The 19,806-nt window shown below is 34.6% G+C and carries 9 protein-coding genes; 2 read left to right on the forward strand and 7 right to left on the reverse strand.

Translation table 11 applies throughout. From position 1 onward, the window contains the following. Positions 1 to 3,747 (forward strand): Eco57I restriction-modification methylase domain-containing protein, encoded by a 3,747-nt coding sequence (locus NOX80_RS10830; protein WP_256549797.1) that lies wholly within the window; start codon positions 1 to 3, stop codon positions 3,745 to 3,747. Here NOX80_RS10830 and NOX80_RS10835 read toward each other — a convergent pair. Further along, positions 3,744 to 4,910 carry a type IIL restriction-modification enzyme MmeI gene (locus NOX80_RS10835; RefSeq protein ID WP_256549798.1) on the reverse strand — a complete coding sequence of 389 codons (1,167 nt, stop codon included), beginning with the start codon at positions 4,908 to 4,910 and terminating at the stop codon, positions 3,744 to 3,746. The two genes, NOX80_RS10830 and NOX80_RS10835, sit on opposite strands and share 4 nt — an antisense overlap. A gap of 97 nt (positions 4,911 to 5,007) precedes the next feature. On the opposite strand from NOX80_RS10835, the gene NOX80_RS10840 reads away from it, so the two are divergent. After that, the gene (locus NOX80_RS10840) at positions 5,008 to 6,165 is read left to right on the forward strand and encodes a site-specific integrase (RefSeq protein WP_256549799.1); all 1,158 of its coding nucleotides are present in this window, start codon (positions 5,008 to 5,010) and stop codon (positions 6,163 to 6,165) included. A 50-nt stretch (positions 6,166 to 6,215) separates the two neighbouring features. Here NOX80_RS10840 and NOX80_RS10845 read toward each other — a convergent pair whose 3' ends face one another. The 6 genes from NOX80_RS10845 to NOX80_RS10870 form a co-directional block, all read right to left on the reverse strand. Beyond that, entirely contained in the window at positions 6,216 to 7,400 is a 1,185-nt protein-coding gene (locus tag NOX80_RS10845; protein WP_256549800.1) for a tyrosine-type recombinase/integrase, read from the reverse strand. Positions 7,401 to 7,948: 548 nt separating this feature from the next. Beyond that, positions 7,949 to 12,505 carry an NACHT domain-containing protein gene (locus NOX80_RS10850; RefSeq protein ID WP_256549801.1) on the reverse strand — a complete coding sequence of 1,519 codons (4,557 nt, stop codon included), beginning with the start codon at positions 12,503 to 12,505 and terminating at the stop codon, positions 7,949 to 7,951. A 139-nt stretch (positions 12,506 to 12,644) separates the two neighbouring features. After that, on the reverse strand, positions 12,645 to 15,158 hold the full coding sequence (locus NOX80_RS10855) for a DEAD/DEAH box helicase (RefSeq protein ID WP_256549802.1): 2,514 nt from the start codon (positions 15,156 to 15,158) through the stop codon (positions 12,645 to 12,647). Continuing rightward, entirely contained in the window at positions 15,155 to 16,069 is a 915-nt protein-coding gene (locus NOX80_RS10860) for a HamA C-terminal domain-containing protein (RefSeq protein WP_256549803.1), read from the reverse strand. The genes NOX80_RS10855 and NOX80_RS10860 overlap by 4 nt, the downstream gene beginning before the upstream one ends. 143 nt (positions 16,070 to 16,212) lie before the next feature. Beyond that, entirely contained in the window at positions 16,213 to 17,943 is a 1,731-nt protein-coding gene (locus NOX80_RS10865) for a hypothetical protein (RefSeq protein ID WP_256549804.1), read from the reverse strand. Positions 17,944 to 18,870: 927 nt separating this feature from the next. Beyond that, a complete protein-coding gene (locus NOX80_RS10870) occupies positions 18,871 to 19,806 on the reverse strand; it encodes a BsuBI/PstI family type II restriction endonuclease (protein ID WP_256549805.1) in 936 nt (311 codons plus the stop codon).

A 19,806-nucleotide genomic window follows, 5' to 3' on the forward strand; every position in this document is an offset into this window, starting at 1 on the left:
ATGAAATTAACAACAATTAATATACAGGGAAACATTTTTACCAGTGAAATTCTTGAAAAAATTCGTCAGGATGATATTAGTTTTCAAAAACCGCAAGACTTTGGCTTAAAGCCCAGTGAACAAGTTCGCGATGAGATAAGTAATGCCTGGAGTCTGCTCAATACACATTGGCAAATCTTTAAACAGAAGCGAAACTCTTTTTCTGAAATTGATAAAGGAATTTCTGAAACCCGTAAATATTGGATTGTCCCGCTTCTCAATCTTTTGGGCTATCAGGTTGCTATTTCCAATGCTGAAATTGTTAACGGAAAATCTTACGCAATCTCTCATAGGGCTTCCAATAAAGATGGTTTTCCCATACACATTGTGGGAAGTGAGCAATCAATGGATAAAAAGGCAGAGAGCGGACCCAGACTGTCCCCTCATTCGTTGATGCAGGAATATATTAATTCTACAGAATACATTTATGGCTTTGTAACCAATGGCAATCATTTTCGTGTATTGCGTGATGCTACACGACTTTCAAGACTAAGCTATCTGGAGTTCAATCTGGAGCAAATGATGGAAGAAGGACACTATGCTGAATTTGCTATTTTCTACCGTTTGTTACACGCTTCACGTATCAATGATAAAAAGGAAGATGGAAAAGATGCTGTTCTTGAATATTACCATAACGAGGCTCTAGCTTCGGGATCACGTATTCGTGAGCGATTAAGTTTGGCTGTTGAGCATTCAATCCTAACGTTAGCAAATGGGTTACTTTCTCAACAGGAAAATACGGAATTAAGAACTGCTTTTGAAGAAGGAACACTCTCCGCAAAAGATTACTACCTACATATCCTAAGATCTGTATATCGCATATTGTTTCTATTAGTCATCGAAGAGCGTAATCTGATATACAGAGATAATTTGACCGACGAGGAAAAGAAACTCAAAGATATCTACTATCAGTATTATAGCATTCAACGTCTTACTTTCCTGGTAAATAAAGCCGTTTATATCGATCCGAAGAAAACAGATCTTTGGCAATCGTTAATGACAACATTCAGACTATTTGAAGATAGACATTATGGTAAAGAATTAGGAATTGATGCATTAAGCTCCGGTATTTTTAATAGAAATGCTATTGAAAGCATCGAATCCACGGCATTGAATAATAAAGATGTATTGAATGTATTTAAGTCTTTAGTCACATTTGAAAATGAAAATAAACAAACCATTCGGGTCAATTATGCCGATTTAGATGTAGAAGAATTTGGTTCGGTGTATGAAGGATTATTAGAATTTGAGCCTGTAGTAGAAAATGCCGAATTTAGATTTAAACAGGGAGATGACCGGTCTTCATCAGGTTCACACTATACGCCAGAAGAGTTGGTAAAGCCATTGATTATCCATTCTTTGGATCATGTGATTACTGACAAATTAAAAGAAACCGATCCCGAAAAAGCATTGTTGAGTATTACAGTATGTGATGTGGCTTGTGGAAGTGGGCATATTTTACTTTCCGCTGCCCGAAGAATTGGATTTGAACTAGCAAGAATAAGAAGTAATGAAGATCAGCCTACACCATCTGTTTTACGTATAGCAATTCGTGATGTAATTAAAAACTGCATTTACGGAGTCGATTTAAATCCCTTAGCTGTAGAACTATGTAAAGTAGCTTTGTGGTTGGAAGCGCATGATCCAGGTGAACCTTTAAATTTTTTAGATCACCATATTAAAAACGGTAATGCCATTGTAGGATTAGCAAATTATGAAGAACTACAAAATGGTATTGCCAGTGAAGCTTTTAAGTTGTTGTCTGGCGATGAAAAAGCAATAGCTTCTGCCTTTAAGAAACGTAATGATGGGGAGCGTAAATTGCAAATGAGTGAACTTTTTGATCTGAATGCAGTAGATGGAGATCTTGTAGATGTACAAAAATCAATAGATCAGTTTAATCAAATGCCAGAGAAAACTTCTGAGCAAATTGAAAAGAAAGCTAAAGTTTATTACGATTTAACCAACGGCAAAAAATGGTTCAGACTCAAACAACTGGCAGACTTACAAGTAGCACAGTTCTTCATTCCCAAAACGACAGAAAACAAAGAAAAGCTAACTACACATAGCAAATACAAGACTTATCTGAATTCTGGCACTCAGATCTTAGACCGTGGTGCAAGTATGGCAATTGCAGAAAACAAAAAATTCTTTCACTGGTTTTTAGAGTTTCCTGAAGTTTTCCAGCAAGGCGGTTTTGATTGTATTTTAGGTAATCCACCATTTTTAGGAGGGCAAAAGTTAAGTGGAAATTACGGAACTAATTTCCTTGAATATCTTAAATATACATACAGACCTATTGGAGCAGTAGATTTAGTTACTTATTTCTTCAGAAGAATTTTTGATGTAATTAAAATAAAAGGATTTCAATCTTTAATCTCCACAAATACTATTGCTCAAGGCTCTGCCCGTGAAGGAGGCTTAGATGTTATATGTTCAAATGAGGGAGTTATTAATCATGCCATTCGTTCGATGAAGTGGCCGGGACAAGCTGCCGTTGAGGTTTCTTTAATTACTATCCATAAAGGCGAATGGAAAAATAAGTTTATCTTAGACAATAAATCGGTAGATAGAATTACTCCTTATTTGGATGATTCCGAAGTGATGGGAAAACCTATGCCTTTATTATCGAATAAAGGGAAGAGTTTTCAGGGAAGTATTGTACTGGGGAAGGGGTTTATATTAACACAGCAAGAAGCTTTAGCTTTGATTTATAAGGATCCTCGAAACGAAGAAGTATTGTTTCCTTACCTGAATGGAGATGATCTTAATAACAGTCCTACTCAAGAGCCATCTCGTTGGGTCATTAACTTTTTCGATTGGTCGGAAGAGAAGGCTCGAAGCTACCCAGACTGCTTTGATATAGTTGAGCGTTTAGTCAGACCAGAACGTCTTATTCAGAAAGATAAAGGAGGTAAAGAAAAATGGTGGCAGTTTTTAAGACCTAGAAAAGAACTCTATGCTACCATATCTGAGTTAGACCAGGTAATGGTTATTGCCCAAGTAAGCAAAACTTTGGCATTTACATTTGTGCCTACAAATCAAGTTATCTCTATGATGTGTATTGTACTTACATTTGATGATTATTTACATTTTGGTTTATTGCAAAATTCCATACATCAATCTTGGGTACAGAAGTATGCATCAGCTTTAAAATCAGATACTCGTTATACTCCGTCGGATGTATTCGAAACTTTTCCACTACCAAAAATCACAGGTTTTGAAAAAAGCAATCTAGAAGTATTAGCTAAATCATATTTTTCAAAACGGAAAGAGGTAATGGAGCGTCTTAAAATTGGTTTAACAAAAACATACAACCTTTTTCATGATAGGGATCTGCATGATGGGACTAATATTTGGCTAAAAAAGCATCTTCAAAAATGTAATGAGATAGATTATTCCGAAATAAATGATATTATTAATGAAATGAGAAGTTTACAGGCTCATTTGGACAATTTAGTATTATCTTCTTATGGATGGAATGACCTAAATTTAAAACACAGTTTTTACGATTTAGAACATTTGCCAGGAAATGACAGGACACGTTTCACTATTCATCCCGATGCTCGTAGGGAGGTATTAAAACGCTTACTTCTCCTCAATCATCAGCTTTACAAAGAGGAAAAGTCTAAAAGTTCTAATATTATGCCCAAGTCTAAAAAGAAAATCAATCAAAAAAAAGAAAATAATTTCCCGAAGTTATTTTAATCTTCGGGAAACAAAGTAATATTTGAGGTTTTGGGAACCGATTTCGATCTCTTTTTACCAACATTTTTATCAGAGGTATCGAATTTTGATTCTTCGTTATATTGCTGAAGGTTTAGCAATAATAATCGCTTTAGAATTTCCTTTCTAGCGGCTGGATCTATTGAAAATCTCACGCGATCATTTTCAGGAAGATATTCTAATTCATAAAAACCATGATTGAGTTGGATATCTTTCCATTCGTATATATCTATTACAGCCTGATCCATCTGGACATATAATTTCCTTAGCTCGATAATACCTTCTATTACAAACTTATAACTATCTGTTGATGAAGTCTTTTGTAGATGTTTTTTAAGATGTAAAACATGATTATCTTTTGGATCTATATCTTTTTGAATACCTTTGGTGTGGAATAGATTACTGATTTTGGTTAAGCCTAAGCCACTTATGAGTAGTAAATTCTTCCTATATTCATAATATTGCTTGCCAATGTTTTCTATCAAGATATTATTTTTAGGAAAAGGGTAATTTTCAAAGCAATCTGTGGTTGAATAATTTAATGTCCCCGATCCCAAAGTTGATGAATATTTCCAACACCATATGCTATGTATTGAACTGGAAAGAATTGCAAAATTGCGAAAATCATTTAAAACAATAACTCCTAACTTATGCATAAAAACAGTATTTGTATACGAAAACTCAAATAAAGAATATTTACTAACCAATGGAATAACCATTACCTGGTCTAACTCAGATATGGTATTATATAGAGCAGGTCTTTTCTCACCGTATATCCACCACTTTTGAGGTAATGGTTTTCTTAAAGCATACGTACCAATAATCTCATTACCTTCGTCGTCTTTTTTCCATCGCTGTCTTTCGGGTTTAACCAGCTTTTCAACAATCTCGTAACAGTCAGGATAAGTTTTCGCTTTTTCTTCATCCCAGTCAAAGAAATTAATAACCCATCTCGAAGGTTTTTGTTCAGGGTCATTGTTTAGGTCATCACCGTTTAAATATGGGAAAATTACATCCTTATTTCGTGGGTCTTTTTTTATTAGTTTTTCAGCTTGTTCACTAGATAAAACAAAGCCTTTTCCAAGAACAATACTCCCTTGAAAACTCTTTCCTTTATTTGATAATAAAGGCATAGGTTTTCCCATCTCTCCAAATTCCGAATATAGTTGCTGGTTTTTACTGCTTTAAATCTGTCAGTTTGCAGATTATGAATAAATTCACTTCACAAATACTTCAGTAACTATGAGCATACAAATAAGCTATCGCTTTGTAATAAAAAAAGAAAAGAACAAACAGGGGCTATATCCAATTTATTTAAGAGCATTTCTAAAAGGAAAAAAAATAGAAACTGCTACGCCAGTAACGATTCCTTTGCGTGACTGGTCATTGAGGAATCAACGGGTGAAATTTCAAAATAAACACCATGAAAGATACAACATGGTACTAGATGCAATAGATAAAAAATCTATCAAACTGTTGGTGGATAATTTTTTAAACGAAGAATATCCTCTTTCATTAGCACAGTTCAAAGACCGTTTACTTGCCTTAAATCATTATTCAGTAGAACAAAGTTTTACAGATTATATTCTTGGTTATTTAGAAGAAAATAAAATAAAATTCAAGACGGAAACTTGGTTCGGATATAAATCTCAGATTTCCAAGATGCTTAAATTCAAGAAAGACATCTCCTTTTCAGATATCAACGAAAAATTTATAAATGATTACAGACAATATATGCTAAATACTTTAAACAATAATGAAAATACAGCAAGTAAAAGCCTGAGAGTCCTTCGAACTTTTGTCAATATTTCTATACGATTTGGCTATATAAAGACAAATCCATTTAAATATACTTCGATAAAAAAAGTCGATGGTCAAAGAGATTTTCTCTCAATTGAAGAGTTAAATAAACTTGCTGATTATTATTCAAAAGATAATTTCACCCAGTCAATAGAAAAAGATATTCTTGGGTATTTTTTATTTGCTTGTTATACTGGACTTCGGTATTCTGATTTAAAAACCTTCTCAACGGATTCAATAGTTAATAATTCTATACACCTCCGAATGCATAAAACAGGATATTTAGTAAATATTCCTCTTAGCATGAAAGCGAAGAATTTTATTCCAATTACACCTTTTAATAACAATTGTGTCTTTAGAATATATTGTAATAAAGTAACAAATAGAGTGTTAAAAAAAATAGGAATAGAATTGGAACTAAATAAAAAACTTACTTGTCATGTTGCCAGGCATACATTTGCTACTACCTCAATTTCATTAGGAATTCCAATAGAAGTGGTAAGTAAATTATTGGGGCATACTAATATACGGACAACTCAGGTTTATGCAAAAATTGTCGATATAGTTAAAATAAAAGAAATGCAAAAATGGGATGACTAGAAGTGTATAAAATATATAATTGAAAGTTATGAGTGTAAAAAAAAACTTAATTATGAAATTCCAGAAAATATATCATCAGCGGCATCATCTAAAATTTCTTCCTGTCTAAGATCCTTTAGGTATTGTTGGTGTATGGCTAGGGAAGTATGCCCAAGAAGCTCCATCGTAATCATTGGGTTATTGATCTTATCGATAGCCATCCTGGCAAAGGTATGCCTTGCCACATGAGAGGAGAGGGGTTTCGTGATGCCCGTCATGCCTGCTATGACTTTGAGGTGCTTGTTTACAATTGTAGTACAACTTTCCTTGTGTTTTAGCCTTCGTCGTTCATTCTCGAATGCTGTTAGTTTCTCATTTGGTTTCCACGAAAAGAAAGGGAAAAGCCGTTGATGTTTCCCTTTGTACCTGTCAATAATAGGTCTAGCGGTATCAATGATTTTCAGAGAGAATTTTTTGTTTGTCTTGTCATCGTAATAAAAGAAACGGTCATTTTCAAAGTCGCTGGAATAGGCCTGAAGAATATCCCCGACACGGATTCCGCGAAGATATATCTGGAGGATAAAAAGATCTCTGGCTGCAGTGATAAGGTCGTTCCCTGGAAGCTGAAGGTTTTCGATCAGGTGTATCTCCCGACGTGTCAGCTTGACTTTTATCGAATTCTGTACCGGGATGCGGATATTCCTGTGTTCATTGGTCACACCTTTTTCAGAATAGCGGGCGATGACGCTCCGAAGTAGCTTTACTTTTTTCTGTATCGTGGAACCTATATTGCGTCTTTCCCTAAAATCATCGATAAGTGCCAGTATCCATTCCCTGTCAATATCCCGGATATCGATGTTGATGTCCTTTATCTGTCGTTTCAGCCCAAGTATCTTGTCGTACTGCCCAGACTTATGTTCAAGTTGCATCCTAGTGAGTTCCCTGTCCAGTGCTTTCTCGATCGAAATGAACGGCTTCGATTTGAATATTTCCGATCTTGGTTTTTGGCCCGACCTGATTTCATAGAGGTCCCTTTCGGCGTTCTGGAATTCAGTATCTATGTACTGGTTGATGGCATTTGCGTTTGGCATTGTTGTCCTGAGCCTTCCGGTATCGGGATCCCAGTCCTTTTCGTGGCATCTTGCAAGTACTTTCCGCTTTACTTTCCTATTGATGGTATACTGTAAGAGAATAGGATGGGAACCGTCCGAATATGTCTTGTGTACATAGTAGATAAGGTTGAGGCTGATATGCATATTGTGCTGGGAAACTTGGATTTCCCGAAACAGAAACGTTATCGTTGGTCAGATTGTTTCTAGACCCTTTGTGGTAACTTTATGATCGGATTCTCAATTGCATTTCTGGTGTAAACATGAATTTCTTTCTGGTGTAAGCAGGGTGTAGACAGTGCCACAATTTTGGGACGTTTTTTGGATGTTTTTGGCTGTACGAAAAATGGGAAAGTGCCTTTTTGATGGCTTAAAGTAGGTTTTTGGAACAGGGTTCGGGAGTTTTTAGGTTTGGAAAATAAGCGTGTAACTCGTTGGTTTACAGTTGGTTACACGCTTAGTGGAGCTGAAGGGTCCGACACCTATGCGGTTTAAATGCCTTTCAGCCCTGTTTTTTGAGGTTTTTCCGAAATGTGCCACGAATGTGCCACGGGAAATTTGAATGTTTTATCTATGCAAAGGCCCCTGCACGAAGCCATCTGATTTGAAAGAACGATATTATCCTATTAGTTGATTCAAAGATAGTTATTATTTTTAATGTAGGATTAAATATAATCTTTAAAATACAAATGAACCTATATCAACTCACTCAAAATTTGTTCTTGATTTCTTCTAAATCTTAAGTCAGTTAGTAGTCTATCAAATGACTGTAATAGTTTTTTTCGAGCTGCTATACTCTTCTCGTCTTTATCTGTGACGGATTCATAAGCAGAAACTATAAATTTAATAGCCTTCGCATCAATTTCATAACTATGTCGCTCATCCACTTTTAGTTTGTTATTGTTTACGGCAGATTCAAATAGTTCTATAGCAAGAAAAGTAAATTTGCCGCATTGGGTGAGCAGGTATTCAATAAATTGATCTGTTAATTTAAAATATTTTGATTGAATAAATTTTTTGACAAACTCATAAATATCTGACAGTGAAACATGTCCAGCATTATAAAACGACCATGAGATGTCATTAAATTCTTCTTCATCAACCTTAGACATTATAAATTCCAGTAGCTCGTCATTTTTACTTTTTGAATGATCAACGGTATAATAGTATTTCATAATATTATCTATAGCGTTGGATCGGTTTAAATTACCTGAATTTAATAAGGCCTCAAGCAATTCCTTAGCTCCGTCTTGATTATGAAGGTAGGAGCCATAAAAGATTGTGAATAGTTTATTACTATCCTCAGTTCCCATAAAACCCGATTCTATCAGTAATCTGTATGGTTTGTCCAAAATTTTAAGTCCATTAGTCCTGAAATATTGCAAAGAAATAATTGAAGAAGCGATAACATGAATATCTGTTTCATTATTCAATGATGTAACAAACAGTTCATGTGCTCTTTCTCTGTCCAATCTAGTTAGGTAATAAAACCGATAGTAGATAGAAGCTTTTGATTCTATGGGACCAATTTCCAATATGTTCTTAATGGTATTGAACACAATATCTTTAAAAGTTGGATCCCCGACTTCGGCTAAATAGCCAGAGGCGGCACCATGGCGTGTATTTATTCCTTTTGTTATAAGTTTGTTGACACTGGTTTGATTATCATCCGTGTCAATAAACGAAGTGTCCGTGTTTTCGTACTGCAGGCTATTATTTACAAGATAGTCAATTACTTCTGGCAGTGTTTTTTCTAAATAGGCAAATCTGCCTGCTATCGAAGTTATGTAGGTTTCCTGATCTGATGGATAGCCTTTTTCTAGAATTTTCAAGAACGCTGGTAGAATTTTGGTCAAATCAGCACTTGACTGTGTCCAACCATATAGACCACTAATGGCAAATTCAATTGGAATATCAACGGCATTAATAACTGCAGTAATTGTATCTAGCTTATCTAAAGATGGATTTTTTTCAACTTCTGAACGAAATGCAGATGAGAGCTCCGTTTTACCACCTTTTAAAAAGTCTTCTCCCCATCTCCGTTCATCACGATCATATTTTTTAAAAGATTTAAGCCAGTGCTTTTTTTTCATAAATGCCTGCGCATTTATAGGAATAGGACTATGAACAGTACCTGCTATAACATTCCTTCTCTTTGGAATATCTTTTCGCCCTGGAAATTTTCTTTGTAATTCTAAAAATGATTTTTTTAACTCTGCATCAGATTGAATAGCATCACTAGGAATATGCATTAGCCAATAATATTTAGCTAGCCCCCAGAAAAAGTGCAGTTTTCTTTTACCTTCGTCATTAGTCCATGTTCTGAGCTCTTTTTGATCGTTGTAATTTCGAATAGTGTCCAGAATAATCTTTTGTTGTTTAGTGTTCATGAACTGAAAACTCTTTCCAACCAGTAATCTCATATCATATTCTAGGTCATCACCAGAGGTTAGAAGTCCCAAGCGCTGGAAGTGATTGAACAACTCAATGATTTCATTAGTAAATCTTTGTTCGTTATCGGTTAGAGCGAATAAGATTATCCTTAAAATGGCATAATGATTTGATGATTTGTGGGTGTTGAAAAATTTTAAGAAATCGTCTTTATAGTTCGAAGCCGTCCTCTTTAAACAGTATGCCAGTTTTTGATACAAAAAGTCCTTACCATCATATTGCTCCTCATCCCGCAAATCAGTATAGCTATAGGTCCAATCCCTTATTATGCCATCATAAAAATCACTTTCTTTATGCAGATTTTGAACTATGCATTCATATAGTATAGGAAGCAACTTGTGGGGAGCATCTTTTGCCAACAATTTTATAACTTCCCGTTCGTCATAGTCATGTTTATTGTTTCCCTTTTTGTAATGTAGGGGCAGTGTTTCTTTTAGGATATTTAGTACAAAGTCTATGTCATATTTTGCAATATTTTCAAGGACATGATAATATGACCAAGTATCTGAATTTATAAAGTCTGGACATTTGGCCAGCATAAAAAATGGATCGTCATTGCCCCAGTCCGTGATAAAGTATAGAATTTTTTGTATGATTTTGGTATCCTCAATCTGTTTAAAATAACTCCAAGCTTTTATATCGTTTGAAACAACATGTCTTTGCAAAAAATGTACTTTCAGACTTGACATTGTTTCTTCAAAATTCGGATCTGTTATTTCAAATTCTGATATGTTATTTGTATTGGTGTCATCATTCAATAAGCCAAGTAGGGAATTGCCTATAGCAAAATCCAGCCAATAGCTGCCGTTGGCATGCTCAAAAAATAGTACCTTAAAATTTTGGGAACGTTTAAGGCATAATTCTACCAGTTCTTGCTCTTTCTGAGTGGGCTTCGGTTGTAATAATATGTTTAGAAATATAATATGTTTAATATGAAAAAATATCTCATCATCGGAAATGATCTGGAGGGCATATTTATCATATAGTACAGCATCATAATCTCTCAGATAGGCAATAATCATCTTGACGGCTGAACGAATATGTATAGATTGTTCAGCTTCTTTGATATAGATGAGCAAGTCCTTCCCATCTTCGACAAATTGCTTAGCGAAAACGAAGTCATAAAAAGATTGGTGGAAGAATTGTAGTTGTTTTTCCTCTCTTTTTATTAGCTGTTCGCTTACTAAATAGTCGATTTCATCTGAAAAATCTTCCAATTGATGTTCTGAAATAGTAATACGTTGGCTGCTGAACATCTTGTCTGCAATGGTATACAGAGCTTTGCGAACTTTGGTCTTATTGGTTTTGCTATGATTAGGAATTTGCTGCACCTTCTGTTTCCAAAGCTCCATATAGAGTTCATCTATGGTAGTTACTTTTAAGCTGTCTTCATTTGATGCTATTCTTGAGAAGATGTTTAAATTATTGGGTATTCTAAGCAGTTCTAATAATTTGGACGATACGCGGTTTTTTGTAATCCCTATTTTATCAAGTTGCCCCAATACTTGTTCTTGGTACAATTTGGAAACTTGAATGGTGTTACGATTTCTGAATTGCCTCAATATTGGATCATAATTTAAATCCTGGTTGCGGACTGAAATAATGATTTTGATATTGGGGTCGTTTTCGAAACGGTTGATAAATCCTTTAAAAACTTCTAGAAATTGTCTGTCAGATGACATCGATTGTGAAAGCGCATCAATTTGGTCGATCACAATAATGGTTAGGGGATATAGTGCCCTACATCTTTCTATAAAGTCAAAGACAGGTAGGGTAAGACCAATGCTTTTCTGAAGATCGGTAATGGTATAGGAATAAAGCTTGTCAGTTTTCAAACCCAAAACAGGAAGATTGAGCGACTGACATTCTGAAAAAAAATCTTTAAGAATTACGGTTTTCCCGTATCCAGAAGGTGCTGCGAGTAGGCAAACATTTTGCATGATACCTTTCGCATCTTTTTTTGTTTCGCTTTGAACCCAATTGATTAATTGTGCAGTTTCACTTCGCGAAATATGGGAGTCTTCAATTCCTTCAAAAGTATTTCTTTCGGATATTAAACTGATTGAACCATTATAAAGTTGCTTTGAGACTTCCTCTTCTGAGAGATTACCGTTGAGAATGTTAAGTATTTTTTCCGTTCCTGTATTGTCTGTTACAGATCGAACTGCAAAAAAAAGCTGTGCTAGCTGTGGCTTGCCTATAAGTTCCAAATCCAACTCTTGTGGTACGATTTTTTTTACTTTGATTTTTGAAAGGATATCCCGAAACTCAATTTTATAATCTCCTGTTTTTAAAGACTGGAGGGTTGGCATTTGTAGATTGCTTTTTAGCCACTCTTCCAAATTAGGCTCGGCAAGTATTTGGCTATTGAAATTATCAATGAGCGCACGACAATCTGCTGTAAAATCTTTTGCTACGGCAATGTAATAGGTAAAGTCATTTCGGTCAGGAATTATTCTGTCATCTAAAAGACTGTATAAGATTAGTTTTGTGATTTCTTTTCCAAATTCATCCTTGCTCAAATTGGTGGTATATTTTTTACATTGGATTACCGCGCAAGCTTTTCCATTTTTAAACATGACGCTATCTCGTCCCTGTTCTGAAACGCCGCTCATTAAGCTGATATTATCGAAATTGGTTAATTCGCTATTATCGATTTTACTTTTGTAAATACTATAAAGTAATTCTTCAAATCTTCGAGGATCAGCTATCAATGTATAGGGGAAAGATTTATTCTCTATTGGAACTGGTTTGTTTAAATCTTCTGATATTTTGGGTTCTAGGAAATTGACAAGCTGCATTTTGATGGAATTTTGATAGGTAAACAAAGATATTATAAGGAAAAAATAGATGAACTATTTATTTTAGCTGCTTATTAATGAAGATCTTTTGGATAATTCCTGATCACGAGGAAGAATAGGCGGTCATAATCAAGGAATGTTAAATTGAACTTAGTTGAACTCTATGCCAATATGAAAGTTGTGGTTTAATAGTCCGTAGCTGCCTCATTAATGAATGTTTGTCATCGACATTAAAAAATTCAAAATTTTCGTTAAGATAAATAGCCGTTTCTCTCGGAATGTTAAGCTCAATAAACTTTCGAGTAACTGGTAAAAATGCGCCTAATTCAATAAAACGAGTGAACATCGTTTCAGGTTCAGCCATATCGTAAATCGGTTTTAATAGTAAAGGCAAACCATAGGAAACTTTATTTTGCAAATCGCTGATTGTACTTTCAACTTTAGCTGAAGTATCATAGTAAGGGTCACTAAACAATTCAAAGAGAGATTTTTCTTTAAGCCATTTGTCTGTTAAAATACACATACGCATGATATGGTCTTTTTCCCGACCATTTTTATCAAATGTATTTTCAATTCCAAAATATCTGGTGTAATAAACAGGAAAGTCTTGCTTCAACCTAAGCAAAGTCGTTTTGAGTCTATTTGCAATAAGATTTTCAGAAGCACTGGTTGGTAATGTGTAGTTTGCCCTTGAACTATAAAGTTTATCCAAATCAATTGGATCCCAATATCTGTTTCGTGAGCATACTTCTCTAGGAACGTTAAGATTATACATGGAAGAAGCTATTACCTGGAGTTCCTCATTACTAAGTCTGATACCAACCTTTTGCAAAAATTGCGGAGCATTTTGACCATATCTTAATACAATTTGCCTCAAATATGTAGTGAGGTAAGCATATTCCTGGTTGGAAGGTGTATTTCCAATATTATTTTGCAGATCGTGAGTTATCTTTTCGTAATGTTCACGATATCTACCTCCATATCCTACGCTTAACTCTTTTGAAGTGTTTTTGAAGATGTCTAATTGCTCAGTTTTGCTGTCCTGAAAACTCTGCTCATCCAATATAAATGTTCTACCAACAAAATCTTTTAAAAGCCTACCAGCGCGACCACGCAAATTAGCAATTTCGTAATTGGATAATTTGACCTTTCCCTCACCTTTTTGTACGAATAAGTTGGGGTTTCGTATGATAATGTTTTGCACAGGCAGATTGACTCCTTGAAGGAGTGTTGTAGTTGAAACAATAGTGCCAATTTTTTTCTGCCGTATAGCATCTTCAATAAGTATACGAGCATGAAAGGGGAGTTTGCCGTGATGATATGCAACACCCTTTTTAATTGTTTCTGCTAATGGGAATTGCGGATGAACAGTTGTTGAAATAAAATCGGATAAACCAGTTAAAAAATCTTCGTTTGAAATATTTTCGTCTTCTCCTACTGCTAGGGCAATCTTGCTACATTGGCTCGAAGTAGGTGAAAAAATGAGACTGCATTCGTCGTTTTTAAATGAATCCATCAACGACTTTACATAGCCTAAGAATATATCATCATATCTAACTTTTCCATAACCTTGAATTTTTTCGGTGTTTGTTATTTGAACTTTTTCAACAGATTCAAGTAAATCCGAGTATACGTTAAAATAGTACTTATTATTAATTTTTGATATAGAATAAGTTAGGTTTAAAACGGGAGAGGCATCGGTTTCGTTTTTCTTTGCGTCATTACCAAAAAGTGCCTTTCCTAATTCGTCAATTTTTACAATTTTAGGTCCTGAAATTACAACATGCTCAATGTTTGATGAATTTCTAAGCTCCACAATTAGGTCGTATAAAACTTTTGAACGTTGGTCATCTGCCTCAGCTACTTTTTCAACGTTTTGAATTTCATCAATTACAACTATTCGAACCTCTGAAAAAGGACTATCGCTTTGTGAAAAAGCGGCAATTGCTTTTTCTTGCGTTAGAACATAAATTGATCTGGAGGTTGCGGTAGCGATATTAAAAGTTGACTCAATGGAATAATCTATATCAAAATCATCAAGAGCCTTACGGAAATCCATCATTACTTGCGAAACGAGGCTCAAAGTAGGGACAATATATATCACTAAACCTTCTTTCTTTAGTATAAGGTCTATTGCTTTTAAAAGTATTATAAATGATTTTCCTGCAGATGTAGGAGCTGATATTCCAACAACATTATTTTCATCTATAGTGTCCCAGATTTCTTTTTGAAAATCACTTACTAAAAATCTCTTTTCAGCAACTGTTATTTCAGAGGTAGCCTGCTCAACTGTGATGGCAAACTGGTTAATCAAACTATCTGACGAGGAGTACTTGTTATCTTTGTAATCATCATCCACCATTATTGAAGAAGGAGCAAAACCAGCTCTTGAGAGAAATAGGATAAGGTAATTCTTTAATCCATCCCAAGTTAAGTCGCGATATGTCCAAATAAGGGCACATATTGCAACTAATTGTTTTTTTTGATATTCAGTTGGATTAATCGATAGGTCATTTAATATTGATATGGCTTCAGTTAAAAAATCTTTATCAATCACTGTCGGATTATCTGCGGCAATAAGATCTAGCTTTTGAGCATTTGCCAAAAGTTCGAAACGGTAAAGTCGCTTTAAAATTTCTTCTGGAGTCATCATTTACCTATCAATTTCTGAAATTGCTGAATTAATGTGTCAAGCTCCCAGACTGGAAAAATAATGTAGTTAAAGCGTGGATGAAGTCCGCTATCTATTAAGTCGAAAAGTTCCTTATCAACTTTTGAACCTCTATCTTCAATTATTTTAGCTATATCATCTTTAATTTGTGCTTCGGAGTTTTTTTCAAGTTTATTGGTTTCTTCATAAGTGATGATAGAAACTAGATGAACTTCGACATCTTTTAATATGCCATTTTTGTAGTCTCTAGCAATGGCGATTAATTTGTCGCTAATAAATGAGTCATAAATATAAAGGCCCAATTCTTTCCTATGGTTAGCATAAGTTTTCAAAATACTTTCAATAGCGTCTTTTAATGCAACATTAAAGCGATATTTACTCGTATATGTCTTTGCTTCTCCCAAATAGAATAAATGTTTTCCATCCTTATAATTATAATGTATTGCATCTGCACCAAATCTCTCCATTTCTGTAGATGTGGTAATCGGCATTTTTCGGAGGAGAGGAATAGCATTAAAAAAGGTTTGTAAAAAATTAAATAACAATAATTCACCGAATTGTCCTTGAAGGGTTATATCCCTTGTGTCAGAATTTCTAAATTTCTCAAAAGTTTTGCTGGCGAATGCCATCTGTGCATTAATTGTTGAACGACCTTCACTGACTAAATCGTCCATTATTGCTGTTGCTTTGGAGTTACTATAGACCCACTCTGGGATCGTATTGACTAGTTCAGTGCAAAATTCTTCTCGGTATTCTTGCAGGTCAATGAAATTAATACTTGTTCCCCAATGGTCTCTGTTTGGTACAAGATTAAAAGACTGTTGTACCCAATGGACATGATTCATGAACATTTTGGTACAAGACAATAATTTTTCTAATTCTTCAGGAGGCATCAATTTTTTCAATGTTGTAAAACGCTAATTTACAAAGTTTTTAAGGTGGTACATTATAAAACAATAATTATTGTAGGCATGTGGTGAAGTCAAGTATGATGATTTTTGAAACATTCCTTGATAACAATTAGATTAGACAATCATTATTCAAAAATATCTTGTATTAACTTCCTTATCGTGAGATTTTCTAATTTGGATGCAATTGGTGAAACGTTGTCAAGGGTATCTTTCCAATGCATCCCCTCATTGTATATTATTCCTAAAAGATAATGAGATTCAGGTGAAACAACTCCCATTTCCTGAGCCTTTTCTAATTTATTCCTAGTCATGTTTGTTGCTAAAAAGGCTGTCTGTGAAGCTGGTGTTTGTAGCTTATTGTATGCTATTTCTTCAATTTTTACTCTTACACCACCACAAACTGCAAAGGGACAGAATGGACGTCCGTTTAGATAGTTGTCAACCTCAGTGAAAAGAAATTGATAGAAGTTGTCTGCCTCTCCCCAAAGTTCACGTAACCCAAGAGCATTAAATTCTGCCCTTTTATTTATATGAGTTGGTTCAAAATGAAGTAAGTGTTTTGAAACATCATCTTTAATTGTCTGATAATCTCTGTTTCTTAATAACCTTACAACACTTTGGTTTACATTAATATTTGATTTGTCTAGATAATAAACCTTTTGATTGCTGAAGGCGAAGTTTTTAAAATAATTCGGGTTTAAATGTGTTAGAATAATAGGATAAAGTCTCTTGTCTTCGTCTTTAAAATCTTTGATGAAAGTTGTAATATAATATTGTGCTGCAATTAGGTTAGCGTCATCAAGATAGTCAAATACTTCATCAATGATTAAGATATTTGCTTCTTTCTTTAAATGCTGTTTTGCCCTGAAAAGCATGGCTATAAAAGTTAGGATATCTCTTTGTCCGTTGGATATATGTATGGCTTTAGGAAACTTTACAACCAATTGCCCACCTGTTTGGCTGGCACGGATGCCCTTCCAAGTGCAATTGAAGGTTGAAAGTGTATTTTGAAAACGTTGCTTGTCAAGTTGGTAGTTGCTGTATTTGGAAGCCTCTTTAAAATTATTTGAATTGTTGTTATAGAGCCATATCAATTGAATTGCTACCATATAGGATTTTGCTTCCGAATTATAACCCAAGTCAATTTCGTGAACTAAGTCACCGATAGTATTTAGATATTCAATTTGTTTCAGATCGTTCAGCTTGTTGTTTGTTATCCAATCTGTTAAAACTTCAGTTGTTCCTCCTTGTTGGTTTATTTCATCTATAATTGCATTGATTCGATTTTGGACCCTTTGACCGTTAGCTCTTTCCAGAACTTGATAGTTAAGGCTTAATTTTTCAACTAGTTTCAGGTTGCTAAGAGCCGAATCAGGATTTGGTAACACTTTAGCATTTTGACCGAATTTTTGTTGTGCGGCTCTATATTGATTGCCAAATGGAACATTATTAGGAATTCGATCCACTAAGACAACATCTTTAATTTCTAAAGTTGCACTTGCTCGTCCAAATTGACTTCCTATACCTTTGGGCTTAGTCAGGTTATTTATTACAAAATAATCCATCTCTGAACTTATTGTATTCGTAGCATTAGTAGCTTCGAGTGAAACTCTTGTGTTATCTGGCCTCGTATATTCTATGCGGATTCGTGGAGCTAAAGCCCCATTTTCTTCGTGGTAATTTTCTTCATCGAGGACAATTCTTCTATTATTCATTGAATTGAATGCTGCTGCAAATGAACTTTTGCCAAACCCATTGGGAGCTACCAAAAGACTCGGTTTATTAGGTTGTATATCTAGCTCAAATCTTTTGAGCTGAATTCCCTTTACGTGTTCGATTTCAATAACGTTAATCATAATTATGGGGAGTTTTTGGTTATAAATCTCTTTTCTCTTTTAAATATTCTATACCGTTGAATACCGCGATTTTGGATTCCTTTAAAGTGGCAAAGATTTTCTTTCCGAACGTTTCACCTATCGTTACCTTATATTTTTTTGTTTCCTTATCTCGATAAATAAGTTGATTATACTCATCTATAATTAAAAAGTAATTCCCGTTTTTAATTCTTTTTCATTGCTTTTTATCTAGTTAATTTTCCTACTTACCCGATTTCTCAATTCTCGTTCCCGTCTCTAAGGGCTGATATAATCATCGGTCACTTTCTCTGCACAAGTATAACTGACCCTAAACTCTTCGTTTACATCGGGATTTTCCAAAACATGTACGCCTCCGATTTTTTCATTAACAGACATCGTACAAGTTTTATAATCGATTTCCCTCTTTGGCAGACCATCTTCGCGAATATCAATTACATCTGCTAAAGTCCGTCTTCTTATATGGAACTCCTTATTACCCCCAGAAGTTAGCCATCTTCTCTAATATTTAAATTCTGTTTTATAGAGCAGTACCAGTTATTTGTTCTTAATTTTATATCTTGTTTATTTATAATGTTTTAAATTTGATTAAAAGCTGTACGATGTTCCAGAAAGATTTTTTGAAGCTCTTTTATAATGTTCGTTTGATATAGCAGGAAATATTAAATTTCGAAAGTAGGTTAAAAAATCACTAGATGATTACGGTAAACCGTAATTTGTTTTTTAGACGTTAATTTTGTTGAATATTTTTAAACACAAATGCCTAAAATTGCAATATAAGAGCTATTCCTTTATTTTGTTTAAATACTGCGTCACAAAAAATTTCCTAACGTAAAAATGCCATCGATTTTGATGGCATTTCCTTAGAAAGATAAATTTTTGATTAAAGTATTTCCCCTGTTTACAAGGCTATCTTGGCCCCATAAATCTATCTCCGTTAAAATGAATCATATGGTCAGGCATATCCATTAACCAAACTTCGGTTTCCCAAGCAATATCATTTGTATGTTTCTTAAACTCCTTCATATCAGGAAATGCGGTTATATATACTTTTCCAACTGTACAAACCTTTAAGAGATCTTCTAGCTCGACAATTCGTTTTGGAGATACAGGTCCATGCGAAGTAACTGCTTCAATCAAAAATAACCAATTTCTTTTACTGTCATATATAACGACATCGGGCAATTTGCTATGTTGATTGATCGGAATACCTAATTCTTCAAGTCCTTCATTATTAACATACAAGTTCTTTTTTGCTGTGTCACCCAAATAAAGCAATGTACCACCGTTTGCAAAACGCGGGGCAAATTGCTCAACGATTGCTACCTGAACTTCATTATGTTTCCCTGTTGAAAGTTCCAAAACATTTCCATCTGGAAGCGTTAGGGGAATCATATTTAGTTTTCTTTCTTTATTATATATTTCGGTCAACTTACCAACGTTTACGATAAAGTCCTCTACAGCTTTTTCCCAATCTATAGTTTTATATTTTTTGACAACTTCTAAAACCTCTCTGGTTATAGCATAATGTGCTCTGGGGCTATTTACAGCTAAATCGGGTATATCCGGATTGTAATCTACAATTCTCGCTTGGGCGAATTGGTGGAGTACTTGTCGTCTAAAAGTTTCGCGGGTATTTGGAGCATACGATTTGCCATAATTTACGTTTACGAATGTCATAATACCTTTTGTGACACCCAAGCTTTGCCGCACAGCATTTTTCCAGTTGTCTTCTTCTTTGATATTGCAGATGGCTAAAAAGGTTAAAGCAGCCATTTCATTATACTGGGCAGGAGGGAGGCCTAATGTTCTTAATATTTCCTGTGCTTCTTGTATTTTATTCAT

Origin of the sequence: Flavobacterium cerinum (assembly GCF_024496085.1) — a bacterium.
GTDB lineage: Bacteria > Bacteroidota > Bacteroidia > Flavobacteriales > Flavobacteriaceae > Flavobacterium > Flavobacterium cerinum_A.